Source organism: Lysinibacillus sp. FSL M8-0134 (assembly GCF_038069745.1).
Classification (GTDB): domain Bacteria; phylum Bacillota; class Bacilli; order Bacillales_A; family Planococcaceae; genus Lysinibacillus; species Lysinibacillus irui.
The window spans coordinates 3,746,574-3,772,460 of sequence record NZ_JBBPAJ010000001.1 but is presented as its reverse complement, the minus strand read 5'-3'; the positions used below and the strand labels follow the sequence as shown (position 1 = coordinate 3,772,460).

Annotated in this window: 24 protein-coding genes; 21 read left to right on the top strand and 3 right to left on the bottom strand. The window is 37.7% G+C overall.

From position 1 onward, the window contains the following. Positions 1-18: 18 nt before the first annotated feature. Complete coding sequence (locus tag MKY49_RS19265; RefSeq protein ID WP_274794508.1) at positions 19-1,005, bottom strand: metal-dependent hydrolase; 987 nt, start codon at positions 1,003-1,005, stop codon at positions 19-21. 197 nt (positions 1,006-1,202) lie between these two features. Here MKY49_RS19265 and mutY point away from each other — a divergent pair, with 197 nt between their 5' ends. The 18 genes from mutY to MKY49_RS19175 all read left to right on the top strand — a co-directional run bounded on the left by mutY (position 1,203) and on the right by MKY49_RS19175 (position 21,113). Further along, positions 1,203-2,252, top strand: a complete 1,050-nt coding sequence (gene mutY / locus MKY49_RS19260) for an A/G-specific adenine glycosylase (protein ID WP_274794507.1) — start codon at positions 1,203-1,205, stop codon at positions 2,250-2,252. Positions 2,253-2,332: 80 nt separating this feature from the next. Continuing rightward, positions 2,333-2,509 (top strand): gamma-type small acid-soluble spore protein, encoded by a 177-nt coding sequence (locus MKY49_RS19255; RefSeq protein WP_274794506.1) that lies wholly within the window; start codon positions 2,333-2,335, stop codon positions 2,507-2,509. Between the two features lie 321 nt (positions 2,510-2,830). Next, on the top strand, positions 2,831-3,379 hold the full coding sequence (ntdP, locus tag MKY49_RS19250) for a nucleoside tri-diphosphate phosphatase (RefSeq protein ID WP_274794505.1): 549 nt from the start codon (positions 2,831-2,833) through the stop codon (positions 3,377-3,379). Between the two features lie 286 nt (positions 3,380-3,665). Then, positions 3,666-5,411 (top strand): ABC transporter ATP-binding protein, encoded by a 1,746-nt coding sequence (locus tag MKY49_RS19245; protein ID WP_312507506.1) that lies wholly within the window; start codon positions 3,666-3,668, stop codon positions 5,409-5,411. Between the two features lie 285 nt (positions 5,412-5,696). After that, positions 5,697-6,710 carry an ABC transporter ATP-binding protein gene (locus MKY49_RS19240; RefSeq protein ID WP_312507507.1) on the top strand — a complete coding sequence of 338 codons (1,014 nt, stop codon included), beginning with the start codon at positions 5,697-5,699 and terminating at the stop codon, positions 6,708-6,710. Beyond that, the gene (locus tag MKY49_RS19235) at positions 6,685-7,665 is read left to right on the top strand and encodes an ABC transporter ATP-binding protein (RefSeq protein ID WP_274794502.1); all 981 of its coding nucleotides are present in this window, start codon (positions 6,685-6,687) and stop codon (positions 7,663-7,665) included. Before MKY49_RS19240 ends, MKY49_RS19235 begins: the two co-directional genes overlap by 26 nt. Before the next feature lie 31 nt (positions 7,666-7,696). Next, positions 7,697-9,313, top strand: a complete 1,617-nt coding sequence (locus MKY49_RS19230; protein WP_341386873.1) for an ABC transporter substrate-binding protein — start codon at positions 7,697-7,699, stop codon at positions 9,311-9,313. Between the two features lie 224 nt (positions 9,314-9,537). After that, a complete protein-coding gene (locus tag MKY49_RS19225) occupies positions 9,538-10,542 on the top strand; it encodes an ABC transporter permease (RefSeq protein WP_274794500.1) in 1,005 nt (334 codons plus the stop codon). Positions 10,543-10,554: 12 nt separating this feature from the next. Further along, on the top strand, positions 10,555-11,451 hold the full coding sequence (nikC, locus tag MKY49_RS19220) for a nickel transporter permease (RefSeq protein ID WP_274794499.1): 897 nt from the start codon (positions 10,555-10,557) through the stop codon (positions 11,449-11,451). 282 nt (positions 11,452-11,733) lie between these two features. Further along, on the top strand, positions 11,734-12,351 hold the full coding sequence (locus tag MKY49_RS19215) for a TerD family protein (RefSeq protein ID WP_274794498.1): 618 nt from the start codon (positions 11,734-11,736) through the stop codon (positions 12,349-12,351). Between the two features lie 29 nt (positions 12,352-12,380). Beyond that, a complete protein-coding gene (locus tag MKY49_RS19210) occupies positions 12,381-12,962 on the top strand; it encodes a TerD family protein (protein ID WP_274794497.1) in 582 nt (193 codons plus the stop codon). Between the two features lie 33 nt (positions 12,963-12,995). After that, a complete protein-coding gene (locus tag MKY49_RS19205; protein WP_274794496.1) occupies positions 12,996-13,571 on the top strand; it encodes a TerD family protein in 576 nt (191 codons plus the stop codon). 298 nt (positions 13,572-13,869) lie between these two features. After that, complete coding sequence (locus tag MKY49_RS19200) at positions 13,870-15,063, top strand: HpcH/HpaI aldolase/citrate lyase family protein (protein WP_274794495.1); 1,194 nt, start codon at positions 13,870-13,872, stop codon at positions 15,061-15,063. After that, positions 15,044-16,390 carry a phosphoribosyltransferase family protein gene (locus MKY49_RS19195; RefSeq protein WP_341386872.1) on the top strand — a complete coding sequence of 449 codons (1,347 nt, stop codon included), beginning with the start codon at positions 15,044-15,046 and terminating at the stop codon, positions 16,388-16,390. The genes MKY49_RS19200 and MKY49_RS19195 overlap by 20 nt, the downstream gene beginning before the upstream one ends. Positions 16,391-16,401: 11 nt before the next feature. Beyond that, positions 16,402-17,502, top strand: coding sequence for a cysteine protease StiP family protein (locus MKY49_RS19190; protein ID WP_341386871.1), 1,101 nt, complete (start codon positions 16,402-16,404; stop codon positions 17,500-17,502). A gap of 11 nt (positions 17,503-17,513) precedes the next feature. Continuing rightward, a complete protein-coding gene (locus MKY49_RS19185; RefSeq protein ID WP_341386870.1) occupies positions 17,514-18,326 on the top strand; it encodes a hypothetical protein in 813 nt (270 codons plus the stop codon). A gap of 98 nt (positions 18,327-18,424) precedes the next feature. Then, a complete protein-coding gene (locus tag MKY49_RS19180) occupies positions 18,425-20,056 on the top strand; it encodes a YceG family protein (RefSeq protein ID WP_341386869.1) in 1,632 nt (543 codons plus the stop codon). A gap of 22 nt (positions 20,057-20,078) precedes the next feature. Then, positions 20,079-21,113 carry a toxic anion resistance protein gene (locus MKY49_RS19175; protein WP_322606318.1) on the top strand — a complete coding sequence of 345 codons (1,035 nt, stop codon included), beginning with the start codon at positions 20,079-20,081 and terminating at the stop codon, positions 21,111-21,113. A gap of 138 nt (positions 21,114-21,251) precedes the next feature. Here the strand turns inward: MKY49_RS19175 and MKY49_RS19170 are convergent, their stop codons facing one another. Together MKY49_RS19170 and MKY49_RS19165 are read right to left on the bottom strand one after the other, a co-directional pair. After that, complete coding sequence (locus tag MKY49_RS19170; RefSeq protein WP_274794490.1) at positions 21,252-22,340, bottom strand: FUSC family protein; 1,089 nt, start codon at positions 22,338-22,340, stop codon at positions 21,252-21,254. 134 nt (positions 22,341-22,474) lie between these two features. Further along, complete coding sequence (locus tag MKY49_RS19165) at positions 22,475-23,764, bottom strand: glutamate-1-semialdehyde 2,1-aminomutase (RefSeq protein ID WP_274794489.1); 1,290 nt, start codon at positions 23,762-23,764, stop codon at positions 22,475-22,477. A 130-nt stretch (positions 23,765-23,894) separates the two neighbouring features. Here MKY49_RS19165 and bcp point away from each other — a divergent pair, with 130 nt between their 5' ends. The 3 genes from bcp to perR all read left to right on the top strand — a co-directional run bounded on the left by bcp (position 23,895) and on the right by perR (position 25,876). Continuing rightward, the gene (gene bcp, locus MKY49_RS19160; protein ID WP_274794488.1) at positions 23,895-24,371 is read left to right on the top strand and encodes a thioredoxin-dependent thiol peroxidase; all 477 of its coding nucleotides are present in this window, start codon (positions 23,895-23,897) and stop codon (positions 24,369-24,371) included. Further along, a complete protein-coding gene (locus tag MKY49_RS19155) occupies positions 24,368-25,312 on the top strand; it encodes a D-2-hydroxyacid dehydrogenase (protein ID WP_341386868.1) in 945 nt (314 codons plus the stop codon). Before bcp ends, MKY49_RS19155 begins: the two co-directional genes overlap by 4 nt. A 120-nt stretch (positions 25,313-25,432) precedes the next feature. Continuing rightward, a complete protein-coding gene (perR, locus tag MKY49_RS19150; protein WP_322606315.1) occupies positions 25,433-25,876 on the top strand; it encodes a peroxide-responsive transcriptional repressor PerR in 444 nt (147 codons plus the stop codon). Positions 25,877-25,887: the final 11 nt, after the last annotated feature.

Genomic DNA, 25,887 nt, shown 5'->3' with positions numbered 1-25,887 from the left:
TTGGTCAGGGTTTACTGCTTAATTACTTGCACCGATTTGTAGTTTTTTCTGTAACTTATCTTCTGTGAAAATCCAGCCCGTATAGGACGTCATGATTTCATTATTATCATTTAAATGTGCAACGGCCACGAAAGGATAACGATTATCGCTACGGTAACGCAGATCGATTAATCTTACTTCTGTTAAGCCGTTTTCAAGCTCTGAGATTTCCCATCGGTACATGGGGGAAAAGGACACAAATGCTGCTAAGTTAGGGTCTTTCATTGCAGCATGGATAAGCGCAGTTTTTGGTAAAGGCTTAATTTCGAATTTATCGTAAATATTAACTGTCCTTCCATAAGCTCGCCCTACATAGTAATGTGTTTTAGATTTGGCTGCGATTCGCCAATGAAAGAAGCGCATAGTAGGTGCTACAATGACGTATTCTTCGTCCTGTAAGGTATGATGCACAGCTTTTTTTACAGCTTTTTGAACAGCAAATCGTAAAATATAATAAACTACAATGACGACATACATGATGCTAAATGTCCAAACAGGATTTGTACCAAATGCCCATAACACAATACCAAGACAATGTAAGGAAAAAATAATTGGATCAAATGTATTTATAACACCTAACGCTACCCACTTTCTAGAAAATGGTCGTATTGCTTGAGTACCATAGGCGTTAAAAATATCAACAAAGACGTGAAGGGCTACAGCTAAAAATGTCCAAAGCCATAAATGAAACACATTTACGTCTTGCAAAATAAGCGATAAAACAACTGTAATTAAAATGGGCCAAATAGCTACAGCTGGTAGTGAATGTGTAATTCCACGATGATGACGAATATAGATGGCGTTATTACGTAGTTTTAGCACAGTGTCGACATCTGGAGCCTGTGAGCCAATAATTGTACCTGCCATTACTGCAGTAAAAGTCATTGAATGGTTGGCTACTACAGGGTCGGCTAATGCAAGACCGCCAAGGGCTATACCCATAACGAAATGTGTACCTGAATCCAAAAATATCCACTCCTAGTATGCAATAAAATCGAGTACAATGTGCATACATCTTTATTTCAATAATAAAAGGTATATTGAAATTTCTAACATTCAGTCTTGGAATAAAGACAATTTTTGTCGATTATTCCCGAATGTACTTTTCCTAATTGTATACCCTTTTCATCATAAATTAAATCGTAAAAACATCGGAGGTCACTGTGAATTACCCATATGTAACAGAATTTCGACAATCTTTAGTCGAATGGTTTAACGCTGAGAAACGCGACTTACCGTGGAGACATACAACAGACCCTTATAAAATTTGGGTATCGGAAGTGATGCTACAGCAGACACGTGTCGACACAGTTATTCCTTATTACAATCGTTTTATGGAAAGTTTTCCAACATTAGATTTACTCGCGGAAGCACCACAAGACTATTTACTGAAACATTGGGAAGGTCTTGGTTATTATTCCCGTGTACGTAATTTACAAGCAGGTGCTCGTGAAGTTTTAGAAAATTACGGTGGCGTTGTGCCCGATAATCGTCACGAAATATCGAAATTAAAAGGTGTTGGCCCCTATACTGCTGGAGCTATTTTAAGTATTGCCTATAATAAGCCTGAACATGCAGTTGACGGCAATGTTATGCGTGTTTTAAGTAGAGTGCTTGATATACATGATGATATAGCCTTGCCAAAAACGAAGAAAATTTTTGAAGTAGCGGTCGAAGAGCTAATTGATCCTAATCATGCTTCCTCTTTTAACCAAGGTTTAATGGAACTGGGGGCACTCATTTGTACGCCTACCTCTCCAAAATGTTTATTATGTCCAGTAAGAGAGTATTGCACCGCATTTAATGAGGGCGAACCAGAAAAGTTACCTGTCAAATCAAAGAAAATAAAAATGAAGCATCTCACGTACGAAGTCCTTATATGTGAAGATGTTAATGGAAAATTTCTAATGGAACAACGACCTGAGGAAGGATTGCTGGCTAAATTATGGCAATTTCCGATGATTGATACTAGTCAATCATCAATTGAAAACTTTACAAAGGAATACCCATTAGAAGGACAAGCTAAACAGGAGCTGATTTCTTTTAAACATGTCTTTTCACATTTAACATGGCATTTAAATAGCTATTATATGAAATGTGAGACAGCTACAATGGGCAATTGGTTAACGCCGGAGCAGATAGAACGATTACCGATGCCGGTTCCTATGTTAAAAATTTGGGAAGAAGTAAAAAAGCAAATCATAGGGAAATAAATCCTTCTGTAAATCATCAATTCATGAGCATAAATGTCATCACCTCCGTACACAATAATTAGCGTGGAGGTGAATGAATAATGAAAAAGCAAAACAACCAAAATTTCCAACCGAATAAAAACATGCAACGTCAAAGTGAAGAGTTTGGTTTTGAAACGGACGTAAATGAAGTGCAAAAGCAAAATGCAAAAGCAGAGCAAAAGAAAGCTCAATCTTCAGGTCGTTTCTCGAAAACTAACCAAGATTTAGGTGAATAACACTTTGTAATTGCATAATGCATTTACCTCTAAGGGGCTGTCTGAAATCCGAAAAGATGAATAAGACAGCCCCTTTCTTATTGAGGAAAGAAGTGAATATAGGCGTGCCTTTAGAAGTAGAATAGTTGGTGAAAAAACTAAAAAATATCAACAAAGTGGATGTTATAATAAAATTCATTTATAATTGACTAAATTTTATACGAATTCAAAATAGCGTAGTGAAATTTGTGGTTTTCTAACTACACCTTTCGCGTACACATTGCTATAATATACTAGAGACTGCTAGATTTAGGTAGCATAGACGAAAAGGTGGGCTTCAAAATGGCATTACCGGTAGAAGGAGAAACGATACAAATACATAGTTATAAGCACAATGGCCGTATCCACCGTGTTTGGCAAGAAACGATGGTTTTAAAAGGTACGAAGAATATCATGATCGGTGCGAATGAACGGACACTTGTGACAGAATCCGATGGTCGTACATGGCTAACGAGAGAGCCTTCTATTTGTTACTTCCATGCGGAACACTGGTTTAATATCATCTGTATGCTACGGGAAGACGGAGTGTATTATTATTGCAATCTAAGCTCACCATTTGTTTTCGATAATAATGCCATTAAATATATCGACTATGATTTAGACATTAAAGTTTTTCCTGATATGTCTTATACCCTCTTAGACGAGGATGAATATGAGCTTCATCGTAAGGAAATGTCTTATCCTGATGTCATTGATAAAATTTTAAAGCGCAATGTCGATAAATTAATAAGCTGGATTCAACAAAAAAGAGGACCATTTGCACCCGATTTCATCGATGTCTGGACAAATCGTTACAAATTCCAACTTGATATGCAGTCAGATGATTGTTAAAGAAAATCCGAACTATTCTGTGAGACTCTATAGTAGTGACTCCAGATAGTTCGTTTTTTCTATTTAAGACACTCGGTTATCAAGAGGCGTAAATGATTTTTGCCTGTTTTTTTGTTAATTTCAGCACATGTTGTATGTGTCCTCGGAAAATTAGGTGTAATAACAGCGAATATAAAATAGTTCGCTATAAAGTCATCATAACTGTATTTTAATCAAAATATTGCTATAATACTTAGGGCATTCATCATTGAATGTCTGTTTCTTTTTGTAAGGATGTGATAAAAAATTGGGAAGTATCAGGCGGTATATGCGCTTTGTAAAACCATATACATGGGAAATTATTTTAACGATTGTCATTGGTATAGTAAAATTTGCTATTCCTCTATTTATTCCACTGCTCATTAAGATTGTGTTAGACGATATTATTGCAGCAGAAGATTTAACAGATGTAGAAAAAACGAAAGAGCTGTTTTATTGGCTAGGCGGAACGATTATTGTGTTCTTTATTATCCGTCCACCAATTGAGTATTATCGACAATATTTTGCACAACACGTAAGCAATAAGGTTTTGTTTGATATTCGTAAGGAAATCTATGCACATTTACAGCGATTAAGTTTAAGATATTATGCCAATACACGTGCTGGAGATGTGATCTCAAGGGTCATTAATGATGTCGAACAAACGAAAAACTTTGTTATGACAGGTTTAATGAATGTATGGCTGGATCTTGCGACAATTGTTATTGCCATTGTCATCATGCTAACGATGGATGTAAAGCTGACATTAGTGGCGTTAGTTGCCTTTCCATTTTATGCATTGAGTGTTAAATACTTTTTTGGCAAACTGCGAGACTTAACACGTAAACGTTCTCAAGCACTTGCAGGTGTACAAAGCTATTTACATGAACGTGTAGCGGGTATGAGTATTATTAAAAGCTTTACGTTAGAAAAGCATGAACAAAAATTATTTGATACAGCAAATGGGGAATTTTTAGAGAAGGCACTTGATCAAACAAAATGGAATGCAAAATCATTTGCAGTCGTGAATACTATTACCGATGTTGCGCCATTGCTAGTTATAGCCTATGCGGGCTACCAAGTAATAAATGGCTCACTTTCTGTCGGTACGATGGTTGCCTTTATTGCTTATATTGAGCGATTATATGGTCCACTGAGACGACTTGTAAGCTCATCAACCACTTTAACGCAATCAATTGCCTCAATGGATCGGATGTTTGATTTAATAGACGAGCCCTATGAAGTGAAAAATAGGGAACATGCACGTGAACTACCACGTGCAAATGGGAAAGTTCGCTTTCACAATGTATCCTTCCAATATGAAAAAACGGGGTCACCTATTTTAAGTTCAATTGATTTTACGATTAATCCTGGAGAGACTGTTGCCTTTGTTGGCATGAGTGGCGGTGGTAAATCCACGATTATCAGTTTAATTCCTCGTTTTTACGATACAACAAGTGGTCAAGTAACCATTGATGGATACGATGTACGAGATGTCACTTTACATTCGTTGCGTTCACAAATTGGGATCGTCCTGCAAGATAATATACTTTTTAGTGATTCTGTTAAAGAGAATATTTTAATGGGTCGCCCAGATGCAACAGATGAACAGGTCATCGAAGCAGCCAAAGCGGCAAATGCCCATGACTTTATTATGAGTCTGCCAAATGGTTATGACACAAAGGTTGGTGAACGAGGAGTAAAGCTATCGGGAGGACAAAAACAGCGTGTTGCTATTGCACGAGTATTTTTAAAAAATCCACCGATTTTAATTCTGGATGAAGCTACTTCTGCCTTAGATTTAGAAAGTGAAGCATTGATTCAAGAATCCTTAGATCAGCTCGCTCATGAACGGACAACTATTGTCATCGCACACCGACTTTCTACTATTACCCATGCTGATAAAATTTTCGTCATAGATCATGGTCAATTAATCGAAAGCGGTACACATGAGCAGTTAATGGACAAACAAGGGACGTATTATAATTTATTCCAAGTACAGCATTTGGATTAAAATTCGTACAAATTATGAAATTATTTCAAAAAAGTCTTTCATTTATTTATAAATGGAAGGCTATTTTTTTGTGATAAATGTAAAAAATTATCCCTTTATAAGATTTAATTATTAATGAAGGCGATTATTGTAGAAATTCTATGTAATTTGCAGAATATTAATGATTGAAAGAGTTCGGTATTTTAGTTAGAATTATCTGAAAATAAGGAATTTAACGAAAGTTATAGTATTCTATTAATATTATTATACAATTAAGTAAAATATAGGTAGGGTGAGGCGTTACACATGAGGAAAAAGCTACTAGAAATAAAAGGGTTAAAAACAACCTTTTTTACAGATAATGGAGAAATTCCTGCTGTAGACGATATCGATTTTTCTGTCCATGAAGGAGAAATTTTAGGGATTGTAGGGGAATCGGGAAGTGGTAAAAGTGTTACGTCGCTATCCATCATGGGGTTAATTCCATCACCACCAGGAAAAATTACAGGTGGTGAAATATTGCTAGATGGCAAAAACCTTGCGAAATGTACAGATAAACAAATGCAAAAAATACGTGGTAAAGACATAGCAATGATTTTCCAAGAACCGATGACTTCTCTAAACCCTTTATTTACAATCGGTGATCAGCTCAAAGAGGCTATATTAATTCATAATCCTAAGTGGTCAAAAAAGGAAGCGGTTTCAAGAGCAATCGACATTATGAAACTTGTAGGTTTACCACGAGCAGAGGACCTACTAAAAGATTATCCGCATCAGCTATCTGGAGGGATGCGCCAAAGGGTGATGATTGCCATGGCACTGGTTTGTGACCCTCAGGTACTAATTGCAGATGAGCCAACAACTGCATTGGATGTTACCATTCAGGCACAAATTTTACAGCTAATGAAAGACTTAAATAAAAGATTGAATACAGCTGTATTGTTAATTACACATGATTTGGGTGTTGTAGCAGAAACGTGTGAGCGTGTGATTGTTATGTATGCTGGACAAATTGTAGAGGAGGCGCCGATTCAAGAAATTTTTAAGAATCCTAAACATCCATATACACAAGGTCTTATTCAATCAGTGCCTGATATGCGCTATAAAAAGGATAATCTATACTCCATCCCTGGCAGTGTTCCTAAACCTGGAAGTATTCAAGTTGGTTGTCGCTTTGCGGCACGCTGCGAATATGCGATGGAACGCTGTTTACAGGAAACACCACCTTTATTTGAGGCAGCAGAGAACCATAAATCAAGATGTTTTTTACTAGAGGAGCAGGAGGTGGAGCAACGTGTCGAAAGCGTTATTAAAGGTTGATGGTTTAAAGAAATATTTCCCTATTCGAAAGGGTGTCCTTAATTCTCATGCAGGGGATGTAAAGGCGGTAGATGATGTTTCGTTTGAAGTGTTTGAAGGAGAGACATTAGGTATTGTTGGAGAATCTGGCTGTGGCAAATCGACGACGGGTCGCCTATTAATGCGTTTGCTAGAGCCAACTGAAGGTAAAATAGAATTCGCAGGTAAAATGATTTCAGAATTATCTAACAACGAAATGAGGAAGGCACGCAGGGATATCCAAATGATCTTTCAGGATCCTTATGCCTCATTAAATCCGCGCCATAATATCGGCAAAATATTAGAGGAGCCACTTATTGTCCATGGCATCGGTAATGCCAAAGAGCGAAAACAAAAAGTGTTGGAGCTTCTGGAGATTGTTGGGTTAAATGAATATCATATCAAGCGTTATCCGCATCAGTTTAGTGGAGGGCAAAGGCAGCGTATTGGCATTGCTAGAGCATTGATGACGAACCCTCGCTTAATTATTGCGGATGAGCCAGTCTCGGCGCTAGATGTGTCCATTCAGGCACAAGTCTTGAATTTATTGCAAAAGCTGCAAAAAGATTTAAAGCTAACGTATATTTTTATATCACATGATTTAGGGGTTGTACGTCACATTAGCAATCGTGTTGGCGTAATGTACTTAGGTAAATTAGTTGAGTTGACAGCGAGTGAGGACTTGTATGCTGAACCGCTTCATCCATATACACAGGCACTTTTATCTTCAGTTCCAGTTCCCGATCCTACATTTGAGCGTGAACAGATTATTATTTCTGGAGATATCCCAAGTGCATCAAATCCGCCGAGCGGTTGTACTTTCCATACGAGATGTCCTTTTAAAAAGGAACAATGCTCACAAGTAGTGCCTAAAATGCAAGAAGTAAAACCAGGTCATTATGTTGCTTGCCATCTGTATGAGGCGCTCCAACATTAAATGATATAAAAACGACATAGGGGGAAAATCAATGAAGAAAAAGAAGCTTTGGACCTTGGGTGTAATGCTACTCCTTATTCTCTCGACGATCTTAGCAGCTTGTGGCGGCTCAGATACTAAGGATACGGATAGTAAAGATACATCAACTGGTGGCGATTCAGCTGGCAGTGGTGAACCAAAAATTTTAGTTTATGGTCGTGGTGGAGATTCTGTAGCACTAGACCCTGCTGTTGTCACAGACGGTGAATCCTTTACAGTGACAGCTAATATTTACGAGACGCTTGTAAACTTTGGTGAGAGAGATGTAACAATTAATCCTGGTCTAGCAAAATCTTGGGAGGCATCAGAGGATGGATTGACGTATACTTTCCAGCTCCAAGAAGGTGTTAAATTCCATGATGGTACAGACTTCAATGCCGAGGCAGTTGTTAAAAATATTGAACGTTGGAAATCAAGTACTGATAAATATCCATACTTTAGTACTCAATTTGTCGTTGGTGGCAAGCAAATTATTGACTCAGTAACTGCTGAGGGTGACTATACAGTTGTATTTAAGCTAAGCCAACCACAAGCACCGTTCCTGAAAAATTTAGCCATGTCTCCATTTGCGATTGCTTCTCCAACAGCCTTTGAGGCAGATGAAGAAGGATTATCAACAAATCCTGTAGGAACAGGTCCATTCAAGTTTGTTAGCTGGGTACGAAATGATTCTATCACAATTGAAAAAAATCCAGATTACTATATTGATGGTTATCCAAAACTAGATAAAGTTATTTATCGTTCTATACCTGAAAACTCTGCACGTTTAAATGATTTAATCGCAGGTAATATTGATGTAGCTGATGGCTTAAGTCCATCTGATAAAGGAACAATTGAAGGCGATGCAAATCTACAGTTAATTGAACGTCCATCTATGAACGTTGGATATCTTGGTTTAACAGTAACTCGTCCTCCATTTGATAATGTCAAAGTACGTCAGGCAGTCAACTATGCAATTGATAAACAAGCTTTAGTAGATGCATTTTATGAAGGCTTAGCAGAGCCAGCGAAAAACCCAATGCCACCGGTAATTACAGGCTATAACGATGAGGTAACAGGCTATACGTATGATCCTGAAAAAGCGAAAGCATTACTTGCTGAAGCAGGCTATGATGGTAAGGAAATTGAGCTATGGGCAATGCCAGTTCCACGTCCATACATGCCAGACGGACAAAAAATTGCTGAAGCGATTCAAAAGAATTTAGAAGATGTGGGCATTAAATCTAAAATTGTGTCATATGAATGGGCAACTTATTTAGATAAAGCTGAAAAGGGTGAAGCGGATGCATTCTTACTTGGCTGGACAGGTGATAATGGAGATGCTGATAACTTCCTTTATTCATTATTAGACGGTGATAATATTGGCTCAAATAACTATACATTCTACGACAACCAAGAATTACACAAGTTATTAACAGCTGCGCAAACTGAAATTGATGAAGATAAGCGTAATGAATTGTATAAGCAGGCTCAAGTTATTATTTCTGAGGACGCTCCATGGGTTCCTCTTGCTCACTCAACACCAATTTTAGCTGCTAACAAGAAAGTTACAAATTATATTGCGCATCCAACTGGTTCTGACCGTTTAGATGCAATAGATATTCAATAGTAAACTGCATTCTTAAATAATAAAGAGGTATGTAAAGAATCTGCTTGCTTTTCTGCGGGTAAGCCGTGGAATTCTAGCAGATTCTTTTCTAGTAAAGGAAATCCAATCCTTTACTCTGTATGAAAGATCTCATCTAAACATTAAAGCCGTTTGGTGAAAGCTTAACCTTTCAACAGTATATAGACTTCAAAGTAGATTATGAAAATCATAGAGAGGTGATGAAAATGCTTCACTATATGGGGAGACGATTACTTCAACTAATCCCAGTTTTGCTTGGAATGACTTTTATCGTCTTTATGTTGATACGTGCAATACCTGGAAATCCAGCACAAGTTATTTTAGGACAACAGGCAACAAAAGAGGCGGTCGAGGCATTAAACGCAAGTTTAGGATTAGATAAGCCTTGGTATACACAATATTTTAGTTATTTAGCAGGTATTTTTCAGGGAGATTTAGGGGTGTCTTTACGTACAAAATTACCTGTATCAGAGGAAGTATTTCCGTATCTAGCAGCAACGGCTGAGCTTGCATTTTTTGCTATGATTATTGCTATTGTTATAGGTGTTAATGCTGGCATTATTTCTGCCTGGTTCCAAAATTCTTGGTTCGATTACATTGCTATGGTTGTGGCACTAGTTGGTGTATCTGTACCCGTATTTTGGCTAGGTTTAATGGAGCAGTGGACATTTAGTAGTCAGCTTGGCTGGTTGCCTACTTCAGGTCGAGATGATGTTCGTAATCCTGTAACCGCCATAACCCATTTCTATTTACTAGATACGCTCATGCAAGGACGCTTCGATCAATTCATTGAAGTTTTAAAGAGATTAATATTACCAGGTGTTGCGCTTGCGACGATTCCGATGGCTATTATTGCAAGAATCACAAGGGCATCCATGCTTGAAGTGATGCGTTCAGATTATGTACGCACCGCACGAGCTAAAGGACAAAAAATGTTTATTGTGGTTTATAAGCATGCATTAAAAAATGCTGTTATTCCTGTATTAACGGTAATCGGTTTACAAACAGGATTACTGTTAGGCGGTGCCATTTTAACAGAGACGATTTTTAGTTGGCCAGGCATTGGTCGTTATATTTATGATGCGATTGGCTTCAGGGATTATCCGGTCATTCAATCAGGTATCCTAATCGTTGCATTTATTTTCATCATGATTAACTTAATCGTGGACTTGTTGTATACAGTGATTGATCCACGTATTAAATACAAATAGAAGGGAGTTGCAATGATGACTGGAGCAATTGACATAAAAAAAGAAGCAGCACCTGTTCAAGAAAAGGCAGTAGGTCCATGGCTTGAAGGCTGGCGAAGCTTTAAAAAGAGCAAAGTGTCTTTAGTAGGTGCAGGAATTGTACTATTTTTTATTTTACTTGCTATTTTAGGCCCATATGTGGCGCCACAGGGGATAAATGAACAAGATTTATCAAAACGTTTATTGGCACCATCAAGTGAACATTGGTTTGGTACGGATGATTTTGGGCGGGATATTTTCTCTAGAATCATTCATGGTGCACGAATTTCGTTATGGGTAGGCTTTTTTTCAGTAGTTTTATCCGTAATTGTTGGTAGTTTGCTTGGAATTATTGCAGGTTATTATGGAAAATGGATTGATACAGTTATTTCACGTATTTTTGATATTATGCTAGCTTTCCCTAGTATGCTATTAGCGATTGCTGTCGTGTCAGTGCTTGGACCATCCTTACAAAATGCATTAATTGCTATTGCAATTATTAACATACCTAATTTTGGTCGTTTAATACGCTCAAAAGTGTTGAGTGTCAAGGAAGAGGAGTATATCGTATCAGCAAAAGCAATTGGCATGCGGGATTCAAGAATATTATTTTCACATATTTTGCCGAACTCTATGACACCTATTATTGTACAAGGAACGCTTGCTATTGCGACAGCTATTATTGAAGCGGCAGCGTTAGGTTTCCTTGGACTAGGGGCTCAAGCTCCAGCACCAGAATGGGGAAAAATGCTAGCCGATGCGCGGAAGTATTTATTAAATGCTCCTTGGACGATGATTTTCCCTGGTTTAGCTATTATGCTAACAGTTCTAGGCTTTAACCTAATGGGTGATGGACTACGAGATGCACTTGATCCAAAAATGAAAAGCTAGTTAATACATTACACCTTCTACAAGTTAGAAGGTTTTTTTCAGCTACTTGGCAAACATGAAGAAAGGGGTAAATAGGAACTCTTTTACAGCAAAAACGTTCTAAATTATAGTAGTGGACCAAACGGCTTTTCAAAAATAAGTGAAATTATCTTTCTGGAGCCATTAATTGAATTTTTTGTCATGTTAATTTAGACTTAAAAAGTAGAAAATTTTTATCATAGTAGATTATTGCTTACCATATAATCTTTCAGTTGAAATACATATTTTAGGAGGGTGTTAAAATTGGGGATTAATTTACAAAAAGGGCAACGTGTTGATTTAACAAAAGGAAATGCTGGTTTAAATAAAATTAAAGTAGGCTTAGGCTGGGACCCTGTAGGGCAAGAGAAAAGCGGCGGCTTTTTAGGCGGTTTATTTTCTAGTAGAAATAGCGGTAGTGGACGAAGCGTTGACTGTGATGCATCTGTATTAATGCTGCAAGATGATAAGGTTATTGCGGGAGACGATGTTGTTTATTTTGGAAAATTAACAAGTAAATGCGGCTCTGTTCAACATTCAGGTGATAATTTAACAGGTGACGGCGATGGGGATGATGAGGTAATTACAATTGAGCTATCGTCTGTGCCAACTCAATATAACAAGCTTGTGTTTGTTGTAAACATTTACGATGCAGCAGGGCGTAACCAACACTTTGGTATGATTCAAAATGCATATATTCGTGTGTATGATGACAGGACAGGAAGTGAGCTAATTCGTTATAATTTAACTGATAATTATTCGAATTTAACGACGTTAGTCTGTGGGGAGATTTACCGCCATAATAATGAATGGAAATTTGCTGCAGTTGGTACGGGAACAAATGATTTGAAACTTGGCGACGTTGTTCGAAGATATCAATAAATAAATGACTAAATAGGAGGAATAAAAATATGGGCATTTCACTACAAAAAGGTCAAAAGGTAGATTTAACAAAAACAAATCCAGGATTAACAAATGTTGTGGTAGGATTAGGCTGGGATACAAATAAATATGATGGTGGTCATGATTTTGATTTAGACTCATCTGTATTTTTACTTGCTGATACAGGGAAAGTAGCAGATCAAAATGACTTTATTTTTTACAACAATACAATTGGTGGAAACGGTTCAGTTGAGCATTCAGGTGATAATTTAACGGGTGTCGGTGAAGGTGACGATGAAGTGGTGAAAGTCGCATTAACTCAAGTTCCTGCTCATGTTCAACGTCTAGCATTCACGGTAACTATTCATGATGCGGAATCTCGCAGTCAAAACTTTGGAATGGTATCGAATGCCTATATTCGTATTATAAATGCTGCATCCAATGAAGAAATTATTCGCTATGATTTAGGTGAGGATTTCAGTATTGAAACAGCTATTGTAGTCGGTGAATTATATCGTCATAACGGTGAATGGAAATTTAACGCAATTGGTGCTGGCTATCAGGGTGGCCTAGCTGCTTTATGTAATGACTATGGCTTGAGCGTAAACTAAAATTTCATCTTTGGACAGAAAGGGAGATTTTGAATGGCTATTCAATTAAGTAAAGGGCAACGAATTGATTTAACAAAGCAAGATCCTGGTTTAAACAGCATCGGAATTGGCTTGGGCTGGGACGTTAAGCAATTCGATGGTGGGCAAGACTTTGACCTTGATGCATCTGTATTTTTATTAGATGCATCAGGCAAGTGTCGTAATGAGCAGGACTTTATCTTTTACAATAATTTAGCAAGTGCAGACCAATCTGTTGTTCATACTGGTGATAATCGGACAGGTGAAGGTGATGGGGATGATGAGAAAATCCTTGTGAACCTAAAGCAAGTGTCTCCTCAAATTGAAAAGATTGTGGTGACGGTTACCATTTATGATGCAGAGGGGCGCCATCAAAACTTTGGACAAGTCTTAAATGCCTATGTTCGTTTGACGAATGAAGAGACTGGATCTGAGGTATTACGTTATGATTTAGGCGAAGATTTTAGTATTGAAACAGCTGTAGTTTTTTGTGAGCTGTACCGTCATAACGGTGAGTGGAAATTTGCTGCAGTAGGCTCAGGCTATCAAGGTGGACTAGCAGCATTAATCAACGCATATGGCCTACAGTAAAGAGTAGGGTAGGTATACGCTGAAGGGTCTTGGGTGATGTGAAAAACTGTGAGGTGACCAGTTTTACAGATTCTGTATCTTGAAGCCTTATCGTATTGCACTGAAAATTGCTACTATATTTGGCACCATCTTTCAAATGAAATTTTTCTTTATTAATTGCTGCATTCTTATTGACATTTGTTGCACACAAGATGAATAAGAAAACAGCAGTGTAAACAAGGCACTGTATTGGTCTGTATGGAACAGGCTGATACAGTGCTTTTTTCACAAAAGGCATAGTTATTGGGGAGAGGATACGATGCAACACTTTGCAACAGAAGCAGAGACTATTTTTTATAAGAAGCCACAGCCTTTTACAAAATGGGAATCGCCAGATATTTTGTCATATGCCCTAGGCGCTACTTTATATATGCCTGCTTCCATGCCTACAATTGTGAGTTTGATTCAATCACAAAAATATAAAGAACTCACATCACTCGTTATTGATCTGGAGGATGCCGTAGGGGATATAGAATTAGTAGATTGTGAAGCAAAGTTGATTGAGGATATGAGCGAGTTATACGAGCTCTACCAACAAAAACAACTGCTACTTGAAGATCTTCCATTGCTTTTTATTCGTGTACGTCATGTTGAACAATTTCGTTATTTAACGACTGCTTTAGGAAAAAAGCAAGAAATCCTAACTGGCTATGTTTTCCCGAAATTTACAGCAGCAAAAGGCGCCTGTTATTTTGAAATTCTAGAACAAACAATTTTAGAGAATGATTTAGTTTTATATGGTATGCCGATTTTAGAGAGTCATGAGGTCCTCTATAAGGAATCTCGCATGGAAGCATTATTAGGCATTAAAGAAGTTCTACATCAATACAGAAACCGTGTATTAAATGTACGTATTGGTGCAACTGATTTCTGTGGTATTTACGGTATTCGCCGCCGCATGGACTCTACTATTTATGATATTAGTGTAATTCGAGATTGTATTGCAGATATTGTTAATATCCTTGGTCGCGAGGAAGATGGCTTTGTTATATCTGGGCCAGTGTGGGAGTATTTTAGTAATCAGCGTGTATTAAAGCCTGCATTAAGAGAAACACCATTTAGCGAGAAGGGTGCACTTGATACGAGGAAAGCATTATTAGACGATTGTTTAGATGGATTAATGAAAGAAGTTCTCATGGACAAACAAAATGGTATTGTGGGTAAAACGATTATTCATCCTAGTCATATTCGAGTCGTGCATGCATTATATGCGATTTCCTTTGAAGAATATCTAGATGCGCTAAGTATTATAGAAAATAATGATGGCCGTAAAGGTGTGATGAAAAGCCATCATGCTAATAAAATGAATGAAATCAAACCACATATGAGATGGGCACAGCGAATAGTAAAACAGGCACATGTCTATGGCGTATATCATGAATCCGTTGATTTTGCCTCACTCTTATTAAACTCTGATATAGGTGGTAGTATTTATGCAACAACAAATGAGTAAATTAAGTATTTTACCGGATTATTCAATCGATATTGAAATTACCTCCAATCTGCACCAATTTGAACTAACTGATTTATTTAAAATGGCAGCCCGTATTAATAAGAAAAGGCAATTTTTGTTTGTAAGCACCGTTCTAGGTAAACATTTAGCTGTACGCCCACAAGTCCCTTTACTGACTGGAGCTCTTTTAGCCTTGATGTATCATGAGAATCTTACTGGAGATAAAGCAATGACTTCGGATGCCGTTGTAAAAGCTTTAAAAGATGGGAATAGGTTCGATGAGGTTCAAAATTCCGTTGAGGGCAGCATAGAGTTAGCACAAGAAACATTGTTTATAGGATTTGCTGAGACGGCTACTGCCCTAGGGCATGCAGTATTTAATGCGTTCCATTCAAACGCTATGTACATCCACACAACACGTGAAGTTCTTCCTGATTTAGAGCCATTTGTTACATTTGAGGAAGAACACTCACATGCGACAAGCCATAGAATTTATACGGAAGATCCTGAAGCTTTACTGCAAGCTAAACGCATCGTGTTAATTGATGATGAGATTACTACTGGTAATACGGTCATTAACATTATTCAAACGTTAAGAAAGAAATTTCCGTTAGTTAGGCAATATGCTGTGTTATCTATTTTAGATTGGCGTTCCGAGCAGCAGCAAATGCTCTTTAAAAATTTAGAGGATCAGTGGGATATTTCTATTGAGTTCATCGCAATCATGTGTGGACATTTTAGTTGTTCAGGGACTCCCAGCTTAACAAGCATACAGCCAAGCGTACAAACACAGAGTGCACAGGATATGACATTGTGGCCAATTCAAGTGTCTGCTGATCACAAAACTTTCCAATCAGTTGCAGAGAACGGTTTAGTAAACAAACAACCTTATTTAGTAGCAACAGGAAGATTTATGCTTACTTCAAAACAACATGTTCAACAAAAGGAAATGCTACAAGTAATCGCCCAGCAATTAAAAGGGCTACGTACAGATGGACCAGCACTTGTCATTGGAACAGGTGAGTTTATGTATGTTCCTATGCAAATTGCCTCTTACTTAGGGAACGATGTATATTTTCAATCAACCACGCGCAGTCCAATTTATTGCTCGGATGATGTTGGGTATGTGATTACAGAAAAAATTGCCTTTGAGAGTCCAGAAAATAATGGGGTTCAAAATTATTTATATAATGTTGAAAGTCAGTCCTACACGGAACTTTTTGTTGTGGTGGAACGTATAGCAAGTAAAGAGGTAGTTGCCCGTATGGTAAAGGCACTACAAGAAGTTAGTAGCGCTACAATATATGTGATTTGTATGCATGAATAGGAGGTTGAATGATGATATCGACTTTACAGCCAGATAAAATGGGCAGCTATGCGCCAGAGGACGTTACTTTTTTATTGCGTGATATAGGAAATGTATTTCTTGAAATGGATAATGAGAAACGTGAGCAGCTTATTCAATCAGGCACACATTATTCAGAAATGCTACCAATAGAGAAGCAACCATCCGATACGTATATGAATCTTTTTTATAAAACGTTAGACGCTTATGCAGAAAGAATTGCAATTGCTGTTGGCGTAGTGGCAGAGCAAATAATCGAAAGTAGGGGGTTAGACAATTTAATTCTTGTTAGTTTAGCCCGAGCAGGTACACCTATCGGCATTTTAATCAAACGCTATATATCTATGCGTTATAGGGTGAATGTTCCGCATTACTCCATCTCTATTTTGCGCGGTCGCGGCTTTGATGAAACAGCCATTCGTTTCATTTTGACACAGCATTCTCTCGGCTGTCTTCAATTTATCGATGGTTGGACTGGTAAAGGGGCAATTACCAATGAATTAATTCAATCCTGTCAAAAATTTAATGCGCAATACCAAGGGCAATTGAATGCCAATTTAGCTGTATTGGCCGATCCTGGGCATTGTGCAGCCATTTATGGTACTCGAGAAGACTTTTTAATACCATCTGCTTGTTTAAATTCGACTGTATCGGGATTGGTGAGTAGAACGGTTTTAAATCGACAATTTATGGATGCGAACGACTTTCATGGTGCTAAATACTATAAAGAATTAGAGGATCTAGACGTCTCCAATCTGTACATAGAACGTATTGTCACATGCTTTGAACAGGTGCAGAGTACAATTATGCAACAATTACAAAAGCAGGACGAATCTCCAATTACTTGGGAGGGCATGAAGTCTGTGCAAAATATTCAACGAGATTTTTGTATTGATAATATTCATTTTATCAAACCGGGTGTTGGTGAGACGACAAGAGTTTTGCTGCGACGTTTACCTTGGAAAATTTTAATTAATCCGCGGTACATGGATGAACTGCAACATATTTTATTTCTTGCCCAAGAAAAACATATAGTAATAGAAGAATATTCTAATATGTCCTATGCATGTTGTGGTTTAATAAAAGAAATATAGAGGAGATTAAGATGATACTATTTACATCGGATTTAGATAGAACACTTATTTATTCTAAACATATGATGAAACTGTTTCCACCTGCTACAGAGACATTGGTAGTTGAACACAAAGCTGAGGAAGCAATGAGTATGATGACGCAGGCAACCGCAACACTATTACATCAGGTACATCAACAAACACTCTTTGTACCTGTTACGACTAGGGCGTTACATCAATATAAGAGAATCCATTTTATTAATGATTTGTGTCCTACTTTTGCAATTGCAAGCAATGGGGGTACAATATTAGAAAAGGGTCAGCCATATGAAAAATGGACGAAAATCTTAAGCAGACGTATCGAGGATTCCTCTATTCCTCGTGAGGATATGTTAAAGCATTTTTATACCATTCAATCTGAAACATGGCTACAACGTACTTTGTATATAGATGATCTTTTTTACGTCCATCATGTGGATATTGAAGTTTTACCCCACGATGAATTACAAGCTATAATTCAAGAGTTGGATGCTCATGGTTGGTATGTTCTTCTACAAGGTAAAAAACTGTATTTTATGCCAAAGGTACTGACAAAGGAAGCGGCTATCGAATATATAAAAGAATTCTGTACATACGATGTGCATATAGCAGCGGGTGACTCTATTATGGATTATGGAATGCTGGCAATGGCTGATGTAGCTTTTACACCGAACCACGGAGATTTAAAGGATAAACAGCCAAAAATTCTACAAAATACAACTTACTCGGCTCACAACGGTGAAGCATTTACAAAGGACTTGCTAGAAATGGTCTTGCAAATAGCTTCACACCAAACCGTTGTATAGGTTATTCAAATATTTTTTGTAGTCATAAGGTAGAGTCGTCCTATGACAATTGAAATCCTCAGCATATGCTGAGGATGATTTTGAGGAGGTGCGTTTGTATGCAAACAATCACAATTAAATCAGTGTTGGAGCGTCACCCTGATGATTGGCTACAGGCGTTTCAAGATTCACCAAGGGATCGTGCATTTTATGAGGAAACAGCACAGCAAGTGAGTTTTAGCAGGATTGCGGTTCGTGTATTAGGCGTACCAATCGAAGAAGATGATTATTTTAATTCATTATTTACATTGTCACAAAACCCTCAGATCCATATTTTAAGTGAAGAATTAAATAAGCATATTGAGCAAAAGGATTTTCAGGCTATACAAACCATTTTATCGCAGCATCAACAAACGCCAAAAGGGCTATCAATTAACCGTTTAGTGGCGATGATGTATGGCCATCAGTTAATTCCCAAACATGATGATAGCGTAATGAATCGACATTTACAGCTAGCAACTATTAAAGTTGTGGAGCTCTTTCAAGAACAACAATCACTAGGTCTGCTATCAAATGAATTTCGCCGTTTTTTAATTGATATGGTGAAATGGTTAAAAAATCATTGGATTCAATGGACAAAAACAATGAATCCAACAGATGATTTTCCAAAAGTTGTTTGGTATGGGGACACAACGGTTAGCCAACGTTATTTTTTATTACTTTTAATGGAGCTTGGATGTGATGTATTAATTTTTCATCCAGCTAAAATAGATGAGTTCGCTGAAATTGATCCTACAGAGTCGTTTTCCATCACATACTCATATCCCAACCAAACAACTTTACAGCCATTTCCTGACAAGCTCCGTGATCGCCAGGCAACTGTAGGTTATCGTTCTAGTCAGCATTTCGAGCAATTAATGCATGATCAGCAATCAGGTGTTTATAAGCCTTGGCAGTTTAAGGATTTTATGCCACGGTCATTAACATTACGGATGACATATGATGATATTTTTATTTATGCTAAAGAAAAAGCATTGGTTCGACCACAATTTGAGGTAATTCGCAACGAGGTAGTCATTCCAGTCATCTTTGCAAAAATAAGTGGGGTTTCGAGTAAACGAGAAGAGTATTGGCATTATATGCATCAGTTACTAGCAAGTCCACAAACTGTTTTTGTACAGGACTTCCCTTTTACAACTACGAGCAGGGCCAATTTTCATTTTCACTATAAGCATTGTCTCGTGAATGGTGAACTATCTGTAGAGCGCATTATGCAAAGCGATTGGTGGCAATATGGTGAATTAACATTCGAGCTACAGCATGCAATTGCCCACACAATAAAAACGTCATGTGAACAACCAATGTTAAAACAACAGCCAAATGAAACGTTATATGATTTACAGTTATTTATATTTAAACAACTATCAATGATTCCTCAAGATATCTTACGGTTACTGCAAGGCTTTGATTATTCACAAGAGGTACCAAAAATCGTGTTATTCCAGGCGCCTCAACAGCCAGCATTATCGCGTGAAGATATTGCATTATTAGCATTTTTAAATCGCTTTGGTATGGATATTATCTTATATAATCCAACAGGACAGTTAGACTTAGAAAAGCATTTGCAAGAGGATACTTACGATGTACATCGTTTAGAACATATGCTGTTTGACTTGCACTATGAGGAACCTAAGCAGCAAAAAAAGGCACCCGACAAAATCATCAAAAAGCTCTTTAATCGTTTTTTCTGATGATAGGAAGGAGGCAGGACAAATGTCAAATATCTCGTTATCGCTGGAACAGCTAACACCTGAAACAGCAGCAGCCGTTAAAGAACAATTAAGAGACCATGTAGAGATACAGCAAATTGCCAATCAAATCAATATAAAAAACCAGATAGAGCTAATGTCATTGGGAAAAGAACCAGCGACAAAATTAGCAAAGTTCTCTGATCAACTATTAGATATCGTTACCCGCTCTGCCTCTTTTGAATCAAATACATTATTTAAGCAGCTTGAAACTTTAATGTTGTCATTTGACAAAAAAGATTTTGCTGAGCAAAGAGGGTTTTTTAAAAAGCTCTTTGCACGTAAACCTAAAAATGACGACGATTTATTTGAAAAATACAATGTACTTGGTAGAGATATTGAGAAAATTCATTATCAATTTGTGCTTATGGAAGAAGAATTAGCTAAGGATAATCGAATACTTGCACGATTATATAATGAAGATTTAACGTACTATCTAGAGCTGGAAAAATATATCGTAGCAACAGATATGAAATTACATGAAGTACAAACAACATTGATCCCTATGTATGAAAAACAGGGAGAGGCAGGCAATCAGGTAGCAAAAATGGAGCTGAATCGTTTGCAAGCTATTGCCGAGTTACTCCAGCAGAAAATAGACGAGTTGGAAAAGTCGCGTATGGTGGCCATTTTAACTGCCCCTCAAATTGACATGCTGCGAAATGGTAACAGTGAGTTGATTGAACAAATTAATGGGGCTTTTATTAAAACCATTCCTGTTTTTAAAATGGGTTTGATGAATGCAGTTAATGAAAGACGTCAACAATTACAAAGTCAATCAGCATCTGCCTTTGAAGACCGTATGAAGCAATTTGGGGGAGCCAGCAAGGAAGCGGTTCAATTAAGTACTGCTATGGCTCAACAATCTAGCACAACGCAGAGCCTAGAAGAAATGTGGGATATTATTGTTTCAGGTATTGCAAATTATCAGCATTTACGTGATGAGCAAACCATTAAGCGTCAGCAAGCAGAGCAACAACTGTTAACATTGCGGCATTAATTCACTTCCTCTAAGTAGATTACTACTTGGGGGATTTTTTGTATGTAAATACAACAGATTTCTTTTTCTAGGGGGCGAGGTTTTCAGCGGGTGTTCAAAACCCGCTGAATAAAATAATCTACCACCCTAAAATGCTAACTAGATGAACTCTTCTTCAAATTCTACATTAATTTCATGTCCATGGTAGCTTTGGTAAGACACGATAAGCGTGTCTAGATGCTCTAGATTTTCTTCATAATCTAATATGCGCGATAAAATATAAAGTAAATGATAGCTAGAAAATTCTGTATCGCCCTCTTCGCGAGCAAAGTTAATTTGCTTGATGAAAATTTCCATTAGCTCATTGCGTTGGACATAGTCAATGCTTTTGCTCCACTCTGAATGCTCAGGCTTAAGTTTCCCTGTATATTTTAAGAGTAATTGCTCATGGTAAGTTAGCAAGGAATCAAGTCGCTCTTGAATCATTAAGTGAAATTGTGTAGGTAGCTGAGCTAGTTCATTTTCATGGTTATGCAACCGCTGAAGCAGTTCTAAACTTTTTTTGGAAGTTAAAATCATTTGACGATAGACCACTAGTTTACGTGCTTTCACATACTTTTTATTTTTTAAGTAATTTCGTTCTTCCTTATATAAATCGTACAATGTATCCACTCGTAACATACGACTTTTAAATTTACTTAATGCTGCCTTTGTAGAGGTATGTTCAGAAGCCTGACGTACAGCAAGTCGTGTCCAACGAATAATATCATCCTGTAAAATATAGATTTTGCGGAATAGTTTTACCTCGTATTTTGGTGGTAGGAAAAATAGGTTTACAACAAATGCTGCCAACACCCCAACCAAGATTGTCACAAAGCGTATTAAACCAAACGTTAAAAAGTCATCGCCTTGAAACTCCATAATAGCTACGACTGACACCAATGCCAGCGAAAGTGATTTTTCAAGTTTAAACTTTAACATTAAACCAATAGCAATTATGACAGCTATACCAATGGCTACAACATGATGGCCAAAAAGTAAGCCGAAAATGACGGCAATTGTCGCTCCTATAATATTTGCTTGTACTTGCTCTACAATGGTTTGATAAGAACGATAAATAGAAGGCTGAATCGCAAAAATGGCTGCAATTCCAGCAAAAACAGGTGAAGGTAGTTTTAATAACTCTGCAATAAACAGGGCAAAAACGATAGCAACACCAGTTTTAAATACACGGGCACCTAATTTCATAAAGATGTCCTTTCTGTCTAATATTTTTTTAGTTTCTTTACATTATAGAAGGAAGTGCACATAAAATACATAGATTTGCATGCATGAATAAGAAAAAGGCGACTTAACTCGTAAGTCGCCTTTTTATTGACACATTATGACAATTGAGAAAAAGCATAATCTACAGCTTTAATGGTTTCAAGAATGTCTGCTTCTGTATGCTCAGTTGTTAGGAACCAAGCCTCATATTTAGATGGCGCTAAATTAATACCTTGTTCTAGCATTAATTTAAAGAAGCGCCCAAAGATTTCACCGTCAGAGTTTTCAGCTTGCTCATAGTTTTCTACTTTCACATCTGTAAAGTAAATAGTTAGTGCTCCTTTAAGACGATTTAATGTAATAGTTACACCGTGTTTTTTAGCCGCCGTTAAAATACCATTTTCTAAAATACCACCTAGTCGATCCATCTCATCGTAAATACCTGGTGTTTGTAGCACTTCTAGGCAGGCAATCCCAGCTTGCATTGAGGCAGGATTCCCAGCCATTGTCCCTGCTTGGTAAGCTGGGCCAAGTGGTGCAACTGTATCCATAATTTCTTTACGACCACCATAAGCACCGATGGGTAAACCACCACCAATAACTTTACCAAGTGCAGTCAGATCAGGTGTGAGGCCAAGTAAATTTTGAGCTCCACCATAGTGGAAGCGGAAAGCAGTGATAACCTCGTCGTATATCGTCAATGCTCCTTTTTCTTTTGCGGTAGCATGGACCAATTCAAGGAAGCCTGGGTTTGGTTCTACAATCCCAAAGTTCCCTACGATAGGTTCGATTAAGATAGCCGCAATTTGGTCGCCCCATTTATTCATTGCCTCAGTAAAAGCTTCTGGGTTATTAAACGGTACTGTAATAACCTCCTCTGCTGTAGAAGTCGTCACACCTGCAGAGTCAGGAGTTCCTAATGTTGCAGGACCAGAGCCAGCAGCTACTAATACTAAATCGAAGTGACCATGGTAGCAGCCTGCAAATTTCATGATTTTTGTACGACCAGTATAGGCACGAGCAACACGAATGGTTGTCATAACTGCCTCTGTACCAGAGTTGTTAAATCGTACTTTATCCATAGAAGGAATAGCTTCTTTAAGCATTTTAGCGAATGTAACCTCATATTCAGTTGGGGTTCCGAAAAGTGTTCCGTTTTCTGCTGCATGTGTAATTGCCTTAGCAATATGTGGGTGACCATGTCCTGTCACGATAGGGCCATAAGCGGCTAGATAATCAATATAACGGTTGCCATCTACATCCCAAAAATAAGCACCTTTTCCTCGAGCCATTGCCACAGGAGAACCGCCACCTACTGCTTTATATGAACGAGAAGGGCTGTTTACACCACCAACGATGTGCTGTAACGCCTCTGCGTGTACTGCTTCAGATTTTGCGTGATTCATTGTATTGCCTCCTAACTTTTTATACGTAATCTATTGTAGACCTATCGTTGTAAGAAATCCAAAGAAATTAAGAGATATGACTTGATTTGTTACTTAGAGTAAAATAGAACCTACAAAGGAGGAGATTGTTATGACTTTACTGGAAGGACAAAAGGCGCCAAATTTTTCTCTAATGAACGAAAAGGGGGAAATGGTGCATTTATCTGATTTTAAAGGTCAGAATGTTATTTTATATTTCTACCCAAAGGATATGACACCAGGCTGCACGACAGAAGCATGTGATTTTCGAGATAAGTTTGAGGACTTCAGTCATTTAAATGCTGCTGTTCTTGGAGTAAGTCCAGATGATGCAACTAAACATACGAAATTTATTGATAAGCACGGCTTACCGTTCTCACTATTAGTTGATGAGGATCATGCAGTTGCTGAAGCATACGGTGTTTGGGTTTTAAAGAAAATGTATGGTCGGGAATTTATGGGCATAGAGCGTTCAACGTTTTTAATTGATACGGAGGGTAAGCTTGTAAAAGCTTGGCGCAAAGTACGTGTGAAAAATCATATTGAAGAAGTTTATGCCTATTTAGCAGAACGGGAGGCAGAGAAATGAGAGTTTATTTTACATTTGAACCTAGACCGGATTTACGTGAGCCGTTGCTAACCGATTTTCCACAGCTTGATTTTGTATTTGACAGTGGATTATCAAATGAAGAGCTTCAGCAAGCTGATATTTTAGTTACATATGGTGAAGATTTAACAGAAGAGAATATCCAATATGCAACTAAGTTGAAATGGATTTTCGTTGCTTCAGCAGGTATAGAAAAAATGCCAGCCCGAGCTATTATGGAACGTGGTATTTTAGTTTCCAATGTACGGGGAATTCATAAAACACCAATGGCAGAATCAATGCTAGCCCATATTTTAGCGATTAAACGTGCTTTGCCTTGGATGTATGAGCAACAAAAGAAAAGTGAATGGTCCAAAAAAGCAAAGCAAACCGAGTTACGAGGTAGCACAGCGCTAATTTTAGGGCCAGGTGCTATTGGCTCGGAAGTTGGACGTTTATTGCAGGCTTTTGGAGTAACGACGATTGGCTGCAACCGTTCGGGGAAAGAAGCGGCCTATATGGATAGTATGATTAGCTTTGCCCAATTAAAAGAAGCCTTACCCAATGCAGATATCGTCATTTCTGTGTTACCAAAAACACCAGAAACAACGCATTTATTAAAAGAAGAGCATTTTGTTGCCATGAAAAGCAGTGCTATTTTCATGAATTTTGGTCGAGGGAACTTGGTTGATGAGAAGGTGCTCATTCAAGCAATTGCAACAGAGCAAATTGGCTACGCTGTTTTAGATGTATTTGAAGTAGAACCTTTGTCATCGGATAGTCCATTATGGTCCTTCTCAAATGTTATTGTATCGCCACATATTTCAAGTCATTCTTCTCGTTATGTTGAACGAAGCTTAGAGATCTTTAAGCCAAGTCTGACAAAATGGCTGAAGGGCGATACTGATTTAGAAAATGTTATGGATTTATCAAGGGGATATTAAGGGATAGCCATTGTTAGAAGAAGGATAAAGAGTATGTGATTGTTGACGAAGTAGTGCGAATTGGATACACTAATTATAACAATTATAAATTAATAATACTTATGGAAGAGGTGCATGACGATGTCTGCAACGCATTTACAGGATGCACTGGACACGTTAAAAACAACTGGTGTACGTATTACTCCTCAGCGTCATGCTATTTTGGAATATTTGATTCAATCAATGGCACATCCTACTGCCGATGAAATTTATAAAGCACTTGAGGGCAAGTTTCCTAATATGAGTGTAGCGACTGTCTATAACAACCTGCGCGTATTTCGTGAGGTGGGTCTTGTGAAAGAGCTGACTTATGGAGATGCTTCAAGTCGCTTTGATTTCGTGACAAATGATCATTATCATATGATTTGTGAATGCTGTGGCAAGATTGTCGATTTCCATTATCCTGGACTCGACGAAATTGAGCATTTTGCATCTCAGGTAACTGGCTTTGATGTGCACTCGCATCGTTTAGAGATATACGGCACTTGTCCATCATGTAAAGAAGTAACTGCTAAAGTACAATAAAATCCTAGCTC

Coding starts and splice junctions, on each gene's coding strand:
- MKY49_RS19255 (WP_274794506.1), top strand. CDS start 2,333: ATGAAAAAGCAAAACAACCAAAATTTCCAACCGAATAAAAACATGCAA.
- ntdP (WP_274794505.1), top strand. CDS start 2,831: ATGGCATTACCGGTAGAAGGAGAAACGATACAAATACATAGTTATAAG.
- MKY49_RS19240 (WP_312507507.1), top strand. CDS start 5,697: ATGAGGAAAAAGCTACTAGAAATAAAAGGGTTAAAAACAACCTTTTTT.
- MKY49_RS19230 (WP_341386873.1), top strand. CDS start 7,697: ATGAAGAAAAAGAAGCTTTGGACCTTGGGTGTAATGCTACTCCTTATT.
- MKY49_RS19225 (WP_274794500.1), top strand. CDS start 9,538: ATGCTTCACTATATGGGGAGACGATTACTTCAACTAATCCCAGTTTTG.
- nikC (WP_274794499.1), top strand. CDS start 10,555: ATGATGACTGGAGCAATTGACATAAAAAAAGAAGCAGCACCTGTTCAA.
- MKY49_RS19210 (WP_274794497.1), top strand. CDS start 12,381: ATGGGCATTTCACTACAAAAAGGTCAAAAGGTAGATTTAACAAAAACA.
- MKY49_RS19205 (WP_274794496.1), top strand. CDS start 12,996: ATGGCTATTCAATTAAGTAAAGGGCAACGAATTGATTTAACAAAGCAA.
- MKY49_RS19200 (WP_274794495.1), top strand. CDS start 13,870: ATGCAACACTTTGCAACAGAAGCAGAGACTATTTTTTATAAGAAGCCA.
- MKY49_RS19195 (WP_341386872.1), top strand. CDS start 15,044: ATGCAACAACAAATGAGTAAATTAAGTATTTTACCGGATTATTCAATC.
- MKY49_RS19190 (WP_341386871.1), top strand. CDS start 16,402: ATGATATCGACTTTACAGCCAGATAAAATGGGCAGCTATGCGCCAGAG.
- MKY49_RS19185 (WP_341386870.1), top strand. CDS start 17,514: ATGATACTATTTACATCGGATTTAGATAGAACACTTATTTATTCTAAA.
- MKY49_RS19180 (WP_341386869.1), top strand. CDS start 18,425: ATGCAAACAATCACAATTAAATCAGTGTTGGAGCGTCACCCTGATGAT.
- MKY49_RS19175 (WP_322606318.1), top strand. CDS start 20,079: ATGTCAAATATCTCGTTATCGCTGGAACAGCTAACACCTGAAACAGCA.
- MKY49_RS19170 (WP_274794490.1), bottom strand. CDS start 22,340: ATGAAATTAGGTGCCCGTGTATTTAAAACTGGTGTTGCTATCGTTTTT.
- MKY49_RS19165 (WP_274794489.1), bottom strand. CDS start 23,764: ATGAATCACGCAAAATCTGAAGCAGTACACGCAGAGGCGTTACAGCAC.
- bcp (WP_274794488.1), top strand. CDS start 23,895: ATGACTTTACTGGAAGGACAAAAGGCGCCAAATTTTTCTCTAATGAAC.
- MKY49_RS19155 (WP_341386868.1), top strand. CDS start 24,368: ATGAGAGTTTATTTTACATTTGAACCTAGACCGGATTTACGTGAGCCG.
- perR (WP_322606315.1), top strand. CDS start 25,433: ATGTCTGCAACGCATTTACAGGATGCACTGGACACGTTAAAAACAACT.